This is a genomic window from Puniceibacterium sediminis (assembly GCF_900188035.1).
In the GTDB taxonomy this organism is placed as follows: domain Bacteria; phylum Pseudomonadota; class Alphaproteobacteria; order Rhodobacterales; family Rhodobacteraceae; genus Puniceibacterium; species Puniceibacterium sediminis.
The window spans coordinates 1-15,865 of the sequence record NZ_FZNN01000017.1 but is presented as its reverse complement, the minus strand read 5'-3'; the positions used below and the strand labels follow the sequence as shown (position 1 = coordinate 15,865).

The 15,865-nt window shown below is 60.8% G+C and carries 14 protein-coding genes; 4 read left to right on the top strand and 10 right to left on the bottom strand.

All coding sequences use genetic code 11. The annotated features are described in order from the left end of the window. Positions 1-533 precede the first annotated feature (533 nt). Positions 534-1,259 carry a LytTR family DNA-binding domain-containing protein gene (locus CHB75_RS16395; protein WP_176439173.1) on the top strand — a complete coding sequence of 242 codons (726 nt, stop codon included), beginning with the start codon at positions 534-536 and terminating at the stop codon, positions 1,257-1,259. 31 nt (positions 1,260-1,290) lie between these two features. On the opposite strand, the gene CHB75_RS21740 is transcribed toward CHB75_RS16395, so the two are convergent. Further along, on the bottom strand, positions 1,291-1,437 hold the full coding sequence (locus CHB75_RS21740) for a hypothetical protein (RefSeq protein ID WP_176439172.1): 147 nt from the start codon (positions 1,435-1,437) through the stop codon (positions 1,291-1,293). 177 nt (positions 1,438-1,614) lie between these two features. After that, a complete protein-coding gene (locus tag CHB75_RS16390; RefSeq protein ID WP_089272453.1) occupies positions 1,615-2,205 on the bottom strand; it encodes a TetR/AcrR family transcriptional regulator in 591 nt (196 codons plus the stop codon). Positions 2,206-2,381: 176 nt separating this feature from the next. On the opposite strand from CHB75_RS16390, the gene CHB75_RS16385 reads away from it, so the two are divergent. Genes CHB75_RS16385 through CHB75_RS16375 form a run of 3 tightly spaced genes read left to right on the top strand, consistent with a single transcriptional unit; the run spans position 2,382 to position 6,161 of the window. Next, positions 2,382-2,879, top strand: a complete 498-nt coding sequence (locus CHB75_RS16385) for a (2Fe-2S)-binding protein (protein WP_089272451.1) — start codon at positions 2,382-2,384, stop codon at positions 2,877-2,879. Beyond that, positions 2,876-3,919, top strand: coding sequence for an FAD binding domain-containing protein (locus tag CHB75_RS16380; RefSeq protein WP_089272449.1), 1,044 nt, complete (start codon positions 2,876-2,878; stop codon positions 3,917-3,919). Before CHB75_RS16385 ends, CHB75_RS16380 begins: the two co-directional genes overlap by 4 nt. Beyond that, entirely contained in the window at positions 3,912-6,161 is a 2,250-nt protein-coding gene (locus CHB75_RS16375; protein WP_089272447.1) for a xanthine dehydrogenase family protein molybdopterin-binding subunit, read from the top strand. Before CHB75_RS16380 ends, CHB75_RS16375 begins: the two co-directional genes overlap by 8 nt. Before the next feature lie 87 nt (positions 6,162-6,248). On the opposite strand, the gene CHB75_RS16370 is transcribed toward CHB75_RS16375, so the two are convergent. The 8 genes from CHB75_RS16370 to tsaE all read right to left on the bottom strand — a co-directional run bounded on the left by CHB75_RS16370 (position 6,249) and on the right by tsaE (position 15,498). Continuing rightward, positions 6,249-8,891 carry a TRAP transporter large permease subunit gene (locus CHB75_RS16370; RefSeq protein ID WP_089272445.1) on the bottom strand — a complete coding sequence of 881 codons (2,643 nt, stop codon included), beginning with the start codon at positions 8,889-8,891 and terminating at the stop codon, positions 6,249-6,251. An 18-nt stretch (positions 8,892-8,909) separates the two neighbouring features. Then, complete coding sequence (locus tag CHB75_RS16365; RefSeq protein ID WP_089272443.1) at positions 8,910-9,878, bottom strand: TRAP transporter small permease subunit; 969 nt, start codon at positions 9,876-9,878, stop codon at positions 8,910-8,912. Positions 9,879-9,975: 97 nt separating this feature from the next. Next, a complete protein-coding gene (locus CHB75_RS16360) occupies positions 9,976-11,061 on the bottom strand; it encodes a TRAP transporter substrate-binding protein (protein WP_089272441.1) in 1,086 nt (361 codons plus the stop codon). A gap of 320 nt (positions 11,062-11,381) precedes the next feature. Then, complete coding sequence (locus tag CHB75_RS16355; RefSeq protein ID WP_089272439.1) at positions 11,382-12,407, bottom strand: alpha/beta fold hydrolase; 1,026 nt, start codon at positions 12,405-12,407, stop codon at positions 11,382-11,384. A 154-nt stretch (positions 12,408-12,561) separates the two neighbouring features. Beyond that, positions 12,562-13,560, bottom strand: coding sequence for a tRNA (adenosine(37)-N6)-threonylcarbamoyltransferase complex transferase subunit TsaD (gene tsaD, locus CHB75_RS16350; protein ID WP_089272437.1), 999 nt, complete (start codon positions 13,558-13,560; stop codon positions 12,562-12,564). Next, positions 13,557-14,180, bottom strand: a complete 624-nt coding sequence (locus tag CHB75_RS16345) for an L-threonylcarbamoyladenylate synthase (protein WP_089272435.1) — start codon at positions 14,178-14,180, stop codon at positions 13,557-13,559. The genes tsaD and CHB75_RS16345 overlap by 4 nt, the downstream gene beginning before the upstream one ends. Positions 14,181-14,326: 146 nt before the next feature. Then, the gene (tsaB, locus tag CHB75_RS16340) at positions 14,327-14,974 is read right to left on the bottom strand and encodes a tRNA (adenosine(37)-N6)-threonylcarbamoyltransferase complex dimerization subunit type 1 TsaB (protein ID WP_089272433.1); all 648 of its coding nucleotides are present in this window, start codon (positions 14,972-14,974) and stop codon (positions 14,327-14,329) included. Beyond that, positions 14,971-15,498, bottom strand: coding sequence for a tRNA (adenosine(37)-N6)-threonylcarbamoyltransferase complex ATPase subunit type 1 TsaE (gene tsaE / locus CHB75_RS16335; RefSeq protein ID WP_089272431.1), 528 nt, complete (start codon positions 15,496-15,498; stop codon positions 14,971-14,973). Before tsaE ends, tsaB begins: the two co-directional genes overlap by 4 nt. Between the last annotated feature and the right edge of the window lie 367 nt (positions 15,499-15,865).

The following is a 15,865-nucleotide window of genomic DNA, read 5'->3' as shown; positions in this document are numbered from 1 at the left end:
GGGAACGATCAGGCTCTCTATTGCGTCACCCTCGTTTCATGTCGGTCAATGGGGGGTCCAAGGCTGGATCCCAACCCATGGCGCTCATTCTCTTTCTGAAGGTCTAAAGGTGAAAATCTTGCCAGAACGATAGCCCAAAAACTGTGCAATCTGGCCCCCAAGGGATGCACATCTGCAGAAGCGCGCCGCATGCCACAATTGGCTTCATTCAATTGCGTCACATTTTACACGAAAAAGTGACATCACATCATCAAGATTTAACACTCGCAAACCTTTGAAAACGGGTACATATTTGCAAGGGTGTCGCTAATCCGCGTCAACTTGAAACGAGTCTGCGCCTTGCACCCATGAAACTATACACCCGCAAACTGAATCTCTGTTCCATTTTTGGTGACAGGTTCGAGATGAGCGTAAGCGATCTCGTCTCGCTTCTCAGAGACCGCAGAACGCTTATCTTTATCTGCCTTGCCTTGACGGTAATGTTCACTACGGACACGCCCGGGCTTCACTCGCACGTTGCAACATGGACTATGGTGCTGCTCTGGCCGATAGCGCTGGTCATCTATCTGGCGTCGGCATTCTTTGTCCTGATGCTTTACGGCCTCATTCAGCCGAGATTCCCGACCATGGTCTGGCCCCTGCCCCTTTCAAGCGCTATCGCCGTCGTGCCGGCGGCTACAGTCTGCGAACACTTAGGGCTGTACCTCGCGGGCTCATCCGTTGAGCCCGACATTCTCGCGCGGCTGATTGTGTTTGTGCCCACTGTTCAAGTGTTCGAGGCAGTGTTCTATCGTTTTGTCCTGCCGACCATGCGCCCTGAAGTTGCGTCAGTTGTCACGCAGCACGTTTCAGACGGGAACGAGACAAAAGCCGATACAAAGCGCGAACTACCGATCAGCAGTGCACGCCACCTGCTGATCGGCGATCAGAAGGTGCCGGTGGCCGGTGTCCGGCACATCGAGGCCCGCGAACACCATGTCCGGGTAACGTTGGACGGGTCAATCATCACACGTCGCGCCCGGCTTAGTGATATTGTCGCCCAGACCCAGCCCGAGGACGGATGCCAGCCGCATCGTTCCTGGTGGGTGGCCCGCAGCGAAACCATCGGAATCGAGCGTGAGGGCAACCGTCATGTTCTAAAGATGCGCGACGATATACGTATTCCCGTTGCCCGCACCCGACTGCTGGATGTGCAGCGATGGGTCGAACGGCATGTGCCAGATCCGACTGATCAGGAATCTGCCGAAGCCAAGGGTTGATCCAGAGCCTTCGTCAGAAGATCATCTCATCTCAGAGTCGGTGGATCATCCCTGCAATCGCGAAGGTAGCAGCAAGATCAGCAAGGGCTTGAGAAGCAGCAATCGCGCCCAGCAAGACAGCCAGCCCGATTTCGAGCCAAATGAGATTTGTCCGCTTCAAATAGCGTTTCCAATTCATGTTGCTCTGCCTCTGCCCGGCGTATTGTTATTGACGTCAAGGTGGTCAGTTCAGGCCAGAGCGCAAGCCAAAATGTCGTGACAATTTTTTCGATTGGCCGGTTCGCGCTGAGAGCAACGGCTATTCTACGAGAGGCGCATACTTCGCCGACCGTCAGGCCCTGCGCCGTCCTTGCCTTCAGGTGGGCCTGCCTTCCGGCGCTGCGACAAGACCGTCGATAAAGATATCGAGCAGGCGCAGCACCTGCGCCTCCCAGTCGGGTTCGGGCGGGCGTCCATAGCACAATGAATACACCATGGTGATCAGATCCTCGGCCGTTATGTCGCTGCGCATGGCTTCCTCAGCGATGGCACGCGACAGCAACTGTTCCAGCGCCTCCTTCATCCGGGCAGTCACGTCGGCGAACATGGCCTTTGACTCATCCGTCGCCACCACCGCCAATGCACCAAGCAACCCCCTTTTGGTGGCCACAAGTCCAACTACGGCATGCATCCATGCGCGCACTGCTGGTCCGCCCTGGCTGGTTACGTTCAATTCAGCCGCCAGTTCGATCAATTGTTCGACCTCGTGCCGATAGACCGCCTGAAACAGCGCCTCACGCGTCGGAAAATGCCTATAGAGCGTTCCGATGCCGACCCCGGCACTGCGTGCAACAGCCTCTAGGCTTGCCTCAGGTCCGCCCCGCCCTAGGATTTCCTTAGCGGCCTCAATCAGCCGGTTACGGTTGCGCAATGCGTCAGCGCGGGGTTTGCGTCGGGCAGAATCCATCGTTCGGAAAATCTTTCCTTGATAAACGGAGGCATCCTCCGTATATTACTTTTAGTAAAACGGACCGAAGGTCCACTTTTCACAGTCCCCACCTACACCCGAACGGTTGCACAGACTACTGGCTCCGTCGCTCCCGTAAATTCCAGTTCCCTGTTTCCCAAGCCAATGGAGGATTCATGTCCTATACCATCAGCCTGACCGTCAACGGCGATCGCCGTGATGTGACGTTCGAAGACGCGCGAGTCACACTGCTCGATCTGCTGCGCGAACGACTGGCCCTGCCCGGCACCAAAAAAGGCTGCGATCGTGGCCAGTGCGGTGCCTGCACGGTTCTAGTCGACGGGCGGCGTATCAATTCCTGCCTCACGCTCGCCGTCACTCTGGACGGAGCAGACGTGACAACAATCGAAGGCCTTGCCAGGGGCGATGTGCTGCACCCGGTACAGGCGTCCTTTGTCGAACATGATGGGTTTCAGTGCGGCTACTGCACACCCGGCCAGATCATGAGCGCGGTCGGGTTGATCGCCGAAGGCGACGTCGGCACCGACCCCGAACGCATCCGCGAGGGCATGAGCGGCAACCTGTGCCGCTGCGCCGCCTATCACGGAATAACCGAAGCCGTTCTGGACGCCGCCCGCCGCATGACAGACGACAAGACAAGGAAATCCGCATGAACCTGTTTGATTACCTCCGTCCCGCCTCAGTGTCCGACGCCATCGCCGCATGGCAGCCCGGAGCCGCCTATCTGGGCGGGGGCACCAATCTTGTCGATCTGATGAAAACCGGTGCCCTGCAACCGGGCAAGGTGATCGACATCGCCCGCCTGCCCGGCCTTGACCGGATCGAAAGCCTGCCGGATGGCGGCACCCGGATCGGCGCGCTGGTCAAGAACTCTGTTCTGGCTGGTGATCCGGACTTTGCCGCCGCCTTCCCGATGATTGCAGAGGCGCTGGCATCCGGTGCCTCTGGTCAGCTGCGCAACGCCGCTACCCTGGGCGGTAACCTGATGCAGCGCACGCGCTGCGTCTATTTCCAGGACCCGCACAGTGCCTGCAACCGCCGTGAATCCGGTAATGGCTGCGGCGCACTTGGCGGGGACACACAGAACCATGCCGTCCTAGGCTGGAATGACGCCTGCATCGCAACCAATCCGTCGGATCTTTGCGTGCCACTTGCCGCGCTTGACGCCGTGGTCGAAACGCAGGGGCCGAACGGTCGGCGCGACATCGCCTTTGCGGATTTTCACCGCCTGCCCGGGGATACTCCCGAACGTGAAACCGCACTGGAACCGGGTGAACTCATCCTTGCCGTCCGCCTGTCATCCAACGCCGCTGCATCATACCAGAACAGTCGCTACCTCAAGCTACGGGAACGGACCTCATTTGCCTTTGCCCTCGTCTCGGCTGCGGCTGCTCTACAACTGAAGGATGGCCGCATAACCGAGGCGCGCCTTGCCATAGGCGGCGTCGCCGCCAAACCCTGGCGCGTACCCGCTGCCGAGGCGCTAATGTTGGGTCAGCCCCCCGACACCGATCTCTTCCGCCGCGCCGCCGCCGTCGCGCTGGAGGATGCCACACCTTCCGGCAACAACGGCTACAAGATCGACCTCGCCCGCCGCATTGCCGCGCGTTCCCTCGCGTTGGCCGCCGCCGGAACGCCTACGCGAATGCCGGCGCTTCCCGCCTCTGTATTCGGAGAGTCCGCTCATGTCTGATATCCTTGCCCTCGCCCCCCGCTTTGGTTCGAACTCGGGCCAATCGCTCACCCGCCGCGACGGTGTCGCCAAAGTCACCGGAACTGCCACCTTTGCTGCGGATAACCACCCCGACGGTCTGCTTTATGCGGTCTATGTTCCGGCCACGATCGCCCGTGGCACCGTCACGCATCTTGATGTGGCCGCAGCCAAGGCCCACCCCGGCGTGGTCGAGGTCATCACCCCCGAGAACCGTCCGCCGCTGGCAGGCGATCCAGATTCCAAACCCTTCATGTTCGCCTTTCGCTTTGAGGCGCTGCAGAACAATACCGTCCGCTATGCCAACCAGCCCATCGCGCTGGTGCTGGCCGAAACCTTCGAGGCCGCAACAGAAGGCGCGCGATTGCTGAATCCGCTATATGATGCACAGCAGCCTCGGATGGGGTTGGACGGCGATGCGCCCTTTACCCCCGAATCCGGCGGGCTGGGCCTGCCGGGAACCACGGTACACGGTGACATCGACGCGGGGCATGCCGCCTCCGCGCAGGACATTGACGTGACCTATGAGACGCCGGAACAATATCACAATGCCATGGAAACCCATGCCGTTGTCGCCCAATGGAACGGCGACCATGTGACGCTCGATATTCCCAGTCAGGCCATCGTCATGCAGCGCGGGGCCTTCGGTTACTACTTTGGCATCCCGCCAGAGAATGTGACGATCCGCAGCCCCTATCTGGGCGGTGGCTTCGGATCCAAGGCAATCATCAACGGGCCGCAGATACTGGCGATCCTTGCGGCCCGGATGACCGGACGGCCGGTCAAGCTGATGCTGAGTCGCGACCAGATGTTCGGCCCCTCGGGGCATCGCGGCGCCACACGCCAGCGGCTGCGCATCGGCATTGATACTGACCACAGGATGACCGTGCTCGACCATAATTCGCTGGCCACCACATCGACTTTTGATACCTTCGTGGAAAGCGCAGCGAACGCCTCGCAAGGGCTCTATGCCGCCGGGGCGCTGCGGTCGGCCCATCAGGGTGTGCGGATCGACGCAGGGACACCCGGACCAGTGCGCGCGCCGGGCGAGGCGCCGGGATCAGCAGCGCTGGAATGCGCCATGGACGAAATGGCCTACAAGGCGGGGATCGACCCGCTGGAGTTCCGGCTGAAGAACTATGCCGAAACCGAACCCGGGACCGGAAAGCCCTATTCATCCAAGGCTCTGCGCGACTGTTACGCCCAAGGTGCGGCCCGGTTCGGCTGGGCCGGACGGCCCCTTGCCCCGCGCCAGATGACGGACGAAAACGGCATGCTGGTCGGTTGGGGCATGGGCACGGCACTTTTTGCAGCACCCATGTTCGCCGCCCAGGCCCGCGCCGTGCTGCGCCCCGACGGCACCGGACTGGTGGAAACCGCCGCAAGCGACATGGGACAGGGTGCCTGGACCGCCCTTGCCCAGATCGCGGCCGACAGCCTTGGCCTGCCGATGGACCGGATCGAATTCCGCTCTGGCACTTCGGATCTGCCGGATGCCGGGATTGCCGGCGGATCGGCCCATACGGCCACCGCAGGGGGCGCATTACATGCGGCCGGCACGGATGCGATCCGCCGACTTGCGGAACTCGCCACCGGCGATCCCGATTCACCGCTTTATGGCGCCGGTAACGCCGGGGTCATCGCGCGGGATGGGCGTTTACATGCCCGCGACGACGACACTCGCAGCGAAAGCTTTGCCGACATCATCACCCGGGCGGGCGGTGCCGAAGTCGAAGGCAAGGGCAGCGCATCCCGCACCGCCGAAGCTTCGGCCGCGCACGCCATGTATTCGCACGGTGCCGTCTTTGCCGAGGTAAAGGTCGACCCGGACCTGTTCCAGATCCGCGTGACACGCCTGGTCGGTGCCTTTGCCGCCGGGCGGATCATCAACCCCAAACTCACCGAAAGTCAGCTTATGGGCGGGATGATCTGGGGCATTTCCTTTGCCCTGCACGAAGAGGCCCGGTTCGATCAGCGCACCGGCCGGATCATGAATGCCGATTTGGCGGGCTATCACATCCCGGTCAATGCCGACGTCAGCGGGCTTGAGGTGATCACGGTGCACGAGGATGATCCCCATGTGAACCCGCTCGGCATCAAAGGTGTAGGCGAAATCGGCATCACCGGCACAGTGGGCGCAATCGGCAATGCCATCTGGCATGCCACCGGCACGCGTGTCCGCCACTTTCCGATCCGCATCCCGGATCTGCTGACCGGCGCGTAAACGAAAACCGGCCCCGCTGCACGTTAGGCAGCGGGGCCGGTCAAAGTCTAGGTGTGGGGCGGCCCGCAAAAGGCCGCCCCACAGGCGTCAGAAGTTCAGCGAAATATCGCGGTGGACCGAACTACACGAGGCGACGAACAGCGCCTGTTCACGCGGCAGGCGCGGTTGCTGGCGCAGGCCGATGGTCCCCTGGATCGCAAGGTCATACTTGCGAATTTCCGGCAATAGTTCGCGCTCGGCGCGGCTGCGCCATTCCATTTCGCTGACAAGCAGCGCCTGCGCCTCGGCGACCAGATTGGCCGCCTCCTGGGGATCAGGCGAGCGACTGTCGATCTCGCGCCGCGCGTCAGACAGCAGACTACGAATATCGCCCGCACCTGCCACATCGCCCACCATACGCTCGACCTCCTTGAACCGTTCATCCGCGGTATCGCCATCCATGGACATGACATCAGCCGCCAACGCATCAATCGGCGCTTTCAGATCGCTCAATGCACCAGCCGCAGCGATGATCTGCCTCAGCTCCACAACCGGCTCATAGGCCTGATCGACAGTGCGGCGGTAGATGTTGCGCGTTTTCCGGTCATCAGCGGTGATCTTGCCGTAGGCTGCCTGATTGTCAGCCCAGCTTTCGGGGATCTGCGCCATCAGCGCCGCCTTGCGTGCCTCAAGCTTTTCGACGCGCGCCTTCAGTGCTTCGGTATCGCCAAAACCCCGAGTGATGCGAAGCTTCAACTCCTCAAGCGTGGAATCAATCCGTCTGGCATCGCTCTCCAATCCGCGCACGACCGTATGCTCGGGCCGATACTCAACGGCACCTTCCTCCAGGCGTACCTTCAACGCCTCGATCTCTTGCATCAGCGGGATCGCCTCCTGCGCCTTTTCGATGCCGCCGGCAAAGTCTTTGGCCAGTCCCTTGGGCAGATAGGAAATATCCAACGCGGCGGCACGGTCGATTGCGTCGCGGATTGCATCGCCGTTCTGGTCGAATTGTTGCGCGACGTAGTTCTCGACACAGAACTGCAGCGCCGGATTGATCGGTGGCGGCGCAGTTTCTGAGGTCAGCGACGAACGCGTGGGCAGATAGTTCACCAGCGGCGGATAGGCCGCGACGATGACCAGCGCGAGCAACTGCAGGCCAATGAAAGCAACCACGCCCTTGTAGATCTGGATTGTACGCACAGCCGCCGGGGCCACACCACGTAGATAGAACAGCGCGAATCCAAACGGCGGAGTGAGGAATGACGTCTGGATGTTCAAACCAACCATCACGCCCAGCCAGACGGCGCTCACGTTTGCCTCGGGGTCGGCCAGCAGGATTGGCGCAACGATGGGAACGACGACCACGGCGATCTCGATAAAGTCGAGAAAAAAGCCGAGGACAAAGATAACGCCCATGACGATGATGAACTTGGTCCAGAAGCCGCCGGGCAACCCTTCGAGGAAATGCTTTACCAGTTCTTCGCCCCCAAAGGCACGAAAGGCAGCGGTCAGCATCGCCGCACCCAGAAGGATGATAAAGACAAGGCTGGTCGTCTTGGCCGTCTCGACCATGACACCGGTCAGGGCGTCCTCAGTCTTGTAGGCGCGGTATCCGCTCCAGGCGATGGAAACGACGATCAGGATCACACCGAAGCTTGCCAATTGAATGCCCAGGACATCGCGGTCTGACTGGACATTCTGGATGTTGGTGTTGAAATTGGCCAGCACGAAGGTGAGCATCAACAAACCCAGCAGCGCCAGCGCAGCAGGAAGATAGCGCAGCCTGCCACCCGGATGCAGCCGGTAGCCGGCCATGACCATCGCGCCAACGGCACCAATGGCACCGGCCTGGTTCACCGTAGCGATACCGGCGATGATCGAGCCAAGCACAAGAATGATCAGCGCCAGCGGCGGCACCATGGCAAGGAACACCTGACCGGCAAAGCGGAAGTCATACTTGCCCTCATAAGGCACTGCAGGCGCATATTTCGGCCGCAGGATGGCAACACCCAAAATGAACAGAATGTAGAGCCCCACCAACAGCATACCCGGCACCAATGCGCCCAGGAACATGTTACCGGCACTGGTCGACACGACCGCGAATTCCGACGGCATCACGATCTCGCCCGTGACTGCCTTGTACAGCGACTGACGGGCCTGCCCCGCCTGATCCGTCGCCGAAGCAAGCTGGTCGGCGAGGATGATCAGAACGATGGAGGGCGGGATGATCTGCCCCAGCGTGCCAGAGGCGGCGATGATCCCCGACGAAAGCGGGTTGGCATAGCCGTTGCGCATCATCGCGGGCAGGGAAATCAGGCCCATGGCGACCACGGTCGCCCCAACGATCCCGGTGGTGGCGGCCAGCAAGGCGCCCACAACGACGACCGAAATGCCAAGGCCGCCCGGAATTGGACCGAAAAGTTGCGCCATGGTGACCAGAAGGTCTTCGGCGATCTTCGACCGCTGCAGCATGATCCCCATGAAAATGAACAGAGGAATGGCGATCAGCGTATCGCGTTCAGGTTCCCAATAGACTCCCCGAAGGTTTGTCACCCCCGCGCTCAGCCATTGCGACGGGCCGCCGGATTCAAAAAACGCATCGGTGCTGCCCGTGAACAGGTAACCGGATCCCGCTGCCAGCAGGACCGTGATGATGGCCGATCCCGGCAGGGCGAATGCCACCGGATAGCCAGAGCCAAGTGCTGTCGCCATGATGAGGATCAGCAGGAGAAGAAAGAAAAGTTCCATATGGGGGTCCTGCCTGACTTACATCATTTCGGCGTGCGTTTCGCGCCCGCCGGGTTCGCCGCGTCGGTCTGCGACGGCCTCAAAAAACTGGGCGACGAATTGAAACATCATCGTCACCGCAAAAACGGCCAGAAAGCCGGCCATGAAGTATTTCACATACATGCCAAAGCCGGATTGTGTGACCTCGAACACCAGGATCGGCCCGACAATGATGCTGGACGATGACCCGAAACCGATGATCAGGATGGTCCAGCACATCGTCATGCCCAGCAGCACCGCGCCAAAGGCGTTGGTGCGCCCCTGTTTGCGCCGCGTCATGCCAGCATAAAGCAGATCAACCCGCACATGCCCGTCCTCAAGCAGTGTATAGGCCGAGGCGAACAGGAACAAAGCGCCGTACCAGAACCGGACCAGGTCGGACATGAATGCCTGTTCATAGGAAAACACGAACCGGCTCAGGACGATCAGCAGCTCGGCCATCACAACCAGCAAGGCGAGCCATGTGAAGGCGATGCCGCGCGTTACAGCGGCAATGGCGATGCCCAGCAGGATCAGCGGTACATGGAAATACATGCCACGGTATTGCGACCTGACCAGATTGCCGGCGATTTCCGACCCAACCAGCTGATCCAGCGTGTCGGTTACCCTCAGCATCGATACCAGCGCATCCCCGACGCCGACCAGAACAACCACCCAAAAGGCAGCGCGGATAAGGAATGTGTTGAATGCAGTGATCCGCGCAGCGTCATCGCGCAGCGGTGTGTCCGGGGTGCGCAGCACCAAGAGGAAAGCGATAATGGCGGCAACAAAATACAAGACGACCTGCACCGCAGCCAAACCACCGCCACCCGTCATAACCGCAGCGGCGCCCGGCAGACCAAACCAGAACGTTAATATGGAATTGGCGAGAAAGGCCGCCAAAAGGGCCAGTATCATCCAGCCAAATGAGCGCGCAATAATGGCGCGCCCTGCGATTGCTTCGCTCATGCGGTTTCCCCCTGAAGTGCCGTTTTTTTTGGTCACCGGGGCGGCGGAACCGCCCCGGTGGTGTCCGGCCAATTGTTGACCGGACACATATCAAGCCTCAGAGATCGAGGTAACGGTTCCGCTTGGTCACGTAGGGCGCATCAGAATAGTTGGTCCAGAGACCTACGTTCTTACGCGCATCAAGGAAACTATCGTAGATCTCGGCAGAAAGCGGGCTGTGCTCGCGCGCTTCCTCGATGACCTCAGTAGAGGCTTCGCCGAATGCCTCATAGACGTCGTCGTTGAATTCACGCAGCTCGACACCGTATTCATCGACCAGCTTGTTCAGGTAGATGCCGTTGTTGTAGTTGGTTTCGGCGGCCTGGGCTGCGTTCTCTTCGGCACATGCAGCAATGATGATCGCCTTGTCGTTTTCGGGAACAGTGGCCAGCCACGCGGCATTTATCCCCATCGAGAGCTGCGAGCCCGGCTCGTGCATACCCGGCCAGTAATAATACTTTGCCGCCTCATAAAGCTTGAGGAAATAGTCGTTCCACGGGCCAACCCATTCGGTCGCGTCGATCGCGCCGGACACGAGGTTTTCGTAGATCTGACCACCGGGAAGCGACACAGGCGATGCGCCGCACTTTGCCATGACGTCGCCGCCAAGGCCCGGAATACGCATCTTGAGACCTTTGAGGTCCTCGGGCGAATTGATTTCCTTGTTGAACCAGCCGCCCATTTGCACGCCGGTGTTGCCGCATGGGAAACCCGCGATACCAAATTCATCGCCCAGCTTGTGCAGCAGTGCCTGACCGCCGCCGAACTTCATCCAGGCGTCCATTTCGGTATATGTCAGACCAAAGGGAACGGCTGTGAAAGGTGCCCAACCAGGGTGCTTGCCTTTCCAATAGTAGTCGGCACCGATGTAGGCCTGTGCGTTGCCCGAAGCGACTTCGTCAAAGCTGTCGAAGGCACCGACACGTTCGCCAGCGGCGAAATACTGAACCGCGATGCGGCCTTCAGTCAGTTCTTCGATCCGTGCGGCCAGGCGCTGCGCGCTGGTCCCCAGACCGGGGAAATCGCGGCCCCAGGTCGAAACGATAACCATATCCATCCGGCTTTGCGCCAGCGCCGGTGTCGCCAGTGCCGCAGCACCGACTGTACCGCCAGCAGCAGCTTTCAGAAACTTGCGTCTTTCCATTGGTCGTATCCTCCTTGTTGGTCTGCCGCAGACCGCCCTCCCCGGGCGGCTCCAACCATGCGGCGACTATTTTTGTTATGTCTCAGCGGCTTGCGAATTCTGCCAGGCAGGACCTGCAGCCCAGAGACGACAGTTATTTGGCAGACCTATAACTTTGGCCAACCATATTCCTGCAACTTAACGGCAACCCATACATACCTCGCCTGAATTTTACGCAAAACTGTCGATGTTCGCCTTCTTTTATGCTCCCACCTCAGTCTCAGACGCGGATCTGCACCCATTTGGTTGCCTGCCCACAGCGCCTCAACTTGCCCCGCATGTCAAGTGCCGAGCAGACCTTCCACGGCCTTACGCAAGAACACCTCGTCGGCGGGGCTTTGCTGTGGATTGCCACCGCGGTGCCCCCAGACGGTGGTCATCTCTGCGTAATGGCCATTGAGGATGCGCGCGGCCTCGGCCCGGATGTCGCGGGCGCGGAAATAAAGATCCGTACTGGCTGCCATATGAACCACACGCGCGGTAATCGCCCCAAGGGCCGCGTCCATATCACCACCAAAGCGATCATTGGCGCTGATATCGCTGCACTGCCATGTATCAATCAGCGACAACAGGTTGTGCGGATCGCGGTGCAGAAACGCCTTGTCCCAAGTGGCTGACAGATAGGCGGCAACATCGCTGTAACCGAGTTTTTCGAACACCCTTTCGCGGTAGAACGCCTGCGACAGCGCCCATCCGGCATAGACCCGGCCAAAGGCACTTAGCCCACGTTCCGGATGCGCGGTGAATTTCTGCCCGTCCCACGCCGGGTCCGTGATCAGCGTCGCCCGCAGGGAATCGAGAAACACCCAGTTGTGTACCGACGTCTTTGCAGTACCGCAGATGGTAAAGATCCGCGCCACCGCGTCGGGGAACAGCGCGCCCCAGTGCAGCGCCTGCTGCGCCCCCATGGACCAGCCATAGGCCAGCGCCAGCCGATCAATCCCCAAGTGGTCGGTGATCAGCCGATGCTGGGCCGTTACGTTATCCACATGGCTGAAACGCGCAAACCGCCCCGTCACCGGGTCCCGCTGCATGGTGCTGGGCGAAGACGAGGCCCCGTTGCCGAACATGTTGACGGCGACGATAAAATACCGCGTCGGGTCTAGGATCCGCCCCGCCCCGATCAACCACGCGACATCCGCATCGACGACCCCGTAAGAGGTCGGATAGATGATGGCGTTCGAACGGTCGGCATTCAGCGTCCCGTAGGTTCGATAAGCAAGCGTCGCCTCCGGCAGGACATCGCCCGACTGCAGGGGAAAGTCCGCGATCTTGTAGGTTTGTAATCGGGGAAGCGTGTCTGTCATGCGGTGTGTTCCTGTCCAGTCCGACAGAATGAACCTGACACAGATGCGCCGCAGGTCAAACGGCCATGGCGCTGCGCGCGTTGACCGCGATCCCCGCGGGATCGGTACCCACCTTCAACGCGGGATTTTGGGGCATCCGGCCCCAAAATGCGACTTACCAGGCCGCCAGCGACATGCTGGGCACCGTCCGCATATCCGTCGGTTCTGATCGGTCGACATAGTCCCAGGTCGCCAGTGCGATCATCGCGGCATTGTCCGTCGCCCATTTCAGCGGCGGCAGACACGGCTGTACGCCGGTTTTGGCACAGATCTCACCCACAAGGTCACGGATCTGTGGGCTGGCGGCGACTCCGCCCACCACGACCAGTGACTTTGCCTCATATTCCCCAAGCGCACGGCGCACCTTGGTGCCCAGCACATCAAGGCAGGCCGCCACAAATGACGCAGCCACATCCGCGCGGTCCACATCCGGGTCCTTTTCCAGCATCCGCGCCACGCTGGATTTCAGCCCCGAGAACGAAAACTCATACCCTTCGCGGATCATTGGGCGTGGAAAGCGGTGTACCGCCCGCCCTGCCCGCGCCAACCGGTCCAGCGCAGGACCGCCCGGCATGCCAAGGTCCAGCATCCGCGCCACCTTGTCATAGGTCTCGCCCACTGAATCGTCACGGGTGGTGCCCAGAACCGTAATCTCGGTCGTGCTTGTCATATGGCACAGCAATGTATGCCCGCCCGATACCAGCAGCAGCAGCGCCGGATAGGTGATCCGCTTTTCGTCAAGATCAGGGCTGCGCAGATGGCCGCGCAGGTGATTGACGCCGAACACCGGCTTGCCCCAGGCCAGCCCCAGCGCCTGCGCCGTGTTCATCCCCACGATCAGCGATCCGATCAGCCCCGGCCCGCGTGTGACACCAATAGCCCGCAGTCGCCCCGTGTCGGAATCGATGGCTTTCAGTACCTTGTCGACCGTAGGCAACACCGCCTCCAGGTGGGCACGGCTGGCGAGTTCGGGAAAAACCCCGCCGAATTCGGCATGGATGTCGAATTGCGACACGGTTTCGCAGGCAATCACCCGCCCCCCGCGATCCACCAGCGCAACCGAAGTGTCATCGCAGGACGTCTCGATCCCGAGGATAAGGTCAGCCCCGCTCATGAACCCAGATATCCCGCAAGCGCGTCCGGGGGGATCACGCCAACCCGTTCGATGACCGGCGGCACCCGGCAACAGTTGACCAGCGTCGATGGCATCGCGCCACATTCGCGCCCCTCGATCACCATGTCTGGATGGCCGGTAAGCTGCGCGGCGGCAGCGGCGGCATTGCCGAGCGTCCCCATCCCGGATCGGTTCGCGCTGGTGACGAGCAGCGGACCAGTGCGGTCGATCAGCTCCAGTAGAAAGGCATCATCAGGCATCCGGAAAGCCAGTTCTTCCCGTCCACGCAGCCAATCCGCCCTGCCCGTTTCGTGCAGACCAACGGCAAGGGTCAGTGGCCCGGGGCAGAAAGGCGAATCGATCAGCGCGCGCGCCTGATCGGTGACCTTGGCGCCAATGGCCTCCAGCTGTTCGATATTGGACACCATCACCGCAAGGTTCTTGTGTCCCGGCCTGTCCTTGAGCGTAAATATCCGCGCAACGGCAGCGGCATTATCCGGCAGCGCCGCGAGACCAAAGACCGTATCTGTGGGCAGCAACACGACACCGCCCGCCTCAAGACAGTCGGCAGCGCGCCCCACAAGGGGGGCCGATCCTGCTGTGGCCCTCGCATCGGTCATGGTATTTCATCCTTCAGCATCTCATGCCCCGTCGCAGAGAGAATTAGGGATCCGCAGGACATAGGGCAACCGTTGCAAACGGTGACCGGGTCGTACTGGCCCGCCGGTACCCACGCAACTCAATTCCTGCGTCCCCCATGTGCCAGTCAAACCAGCGCGATACCTTCGGCAGAAGTGATCGGTTCCAGCACCGCAACACCGCCCACACGCGACGGGGCGCGGCGCGTGGCACGCGCAAAGTTGTCAAGCGCAGGCGGGTCGATGTCCAGCAGCTGCAGTCCGTCTACCAACTGCGGATCAAGCCGAAGCCGCGCCAGCGGCCCCACGACTGCAATCTCTCCATGGCCCGCAATCAGTGGCCCAAGGGCATCCTGGGGCTGATCGCAGCCGGATTGCTCAAGCTGCCCCTGTCGGAAAAACGCCCAAAAGACGAGCCCGCCCTGCGCCGGGCGCATGCTGCAAATCGGCAGATCACAGGTCTTGCGCGCCTCTAGCATCAGCAGCTCAAGCGCCGAAACGCCCGACAGCCCGGTCGCACTGCCAAAGGCCAGAGCATTGGCGAAACTCACCCCTGCGCGGGTCGAAGACAGCCCGCCAGGGCCCAGATCAACGCAGATCTCGCCGATGTCGGCAAGTTCGCAACCAGCTGCCGCCATCAACCTCTCAAACAGATCGCCAAGGTTCCTAGACTGCGTATTCCTGTCGCTTGCGTTGATCTCGTGCAGGAGGGCGCCATCCTCTGACAGAAGACCCAGCCCAAAGGCGGCAGAAGACGTCTGAATGATCAGCCTCATTTGGTCAGCCCCTTTTTGGACAATCGCCGGGCAAGGTCCGTGATCCCCGTCTCCCAGCGGCTGCCCTCAGCGTTGAAAGTATAGACCCGCGCCTCGGACTCCGGGTCCTGAAAGGTAATGCTGGTCTGCAGGTGGTCGGGAAAGGCCTCCCTTACCCGTTCGCCCCATTCGATCAGCGCAACCGCTTCGGGAAAAAACTCCTCGATCCCGAGGTTGTAGAATTCCCGGACACCGCTCAGGCGGTACGCATCGATGTGAAACACCTCGAATCCCGGGCAAGTGTAGATATTCGAGATCGCATAGGTCGGGCTGGATGGCTGATCCTCGCACCCGAGCGCCTGACACATCAGGGTGACAAAGGTGGTCTTGCCCGCCGCCAGCGCCCCGTCCAGCAGGATGACATCGCCGGGCGTAAGCACCTCCGCGATCACTTCGGCGAGTATAGCAGTTTCGGCAAGGGTCTTGCAGGCAACCGACAGGCTGCCGTCTTCCCTATCTGCGGCGCACTCATGACCCTGAGCCATTGGACTCGTCTCCCTGATCGTGATGATTTGAGGGCAGTCCCCCGGTTCGCGGATGTGGATAACCCATGCGCGGCCCGGGTTCCAGTTGCGAACAGAAGGACCTGCCACGCACGATCACGCAGGGCTGAAACGATTAACGCAACCATTTCCCTTCCGCCATTCACCCCGAAATGACACTGAAAATGGCTGCTTAAGCCCCGCAACCCCGCCGACTTGCGCGATCGGCGTGGTGGCTCCCATCATGCAACGGAAGCTGGCCAGTTCATAAGACAAGAGGGGGCGTGTGGGCAGATCCCCTCTCATGGTTTCTAAGCAAACCACTGCCGGGCAGATTGATGCGCCAGAACGGCATATCCGTTGTCAGGAC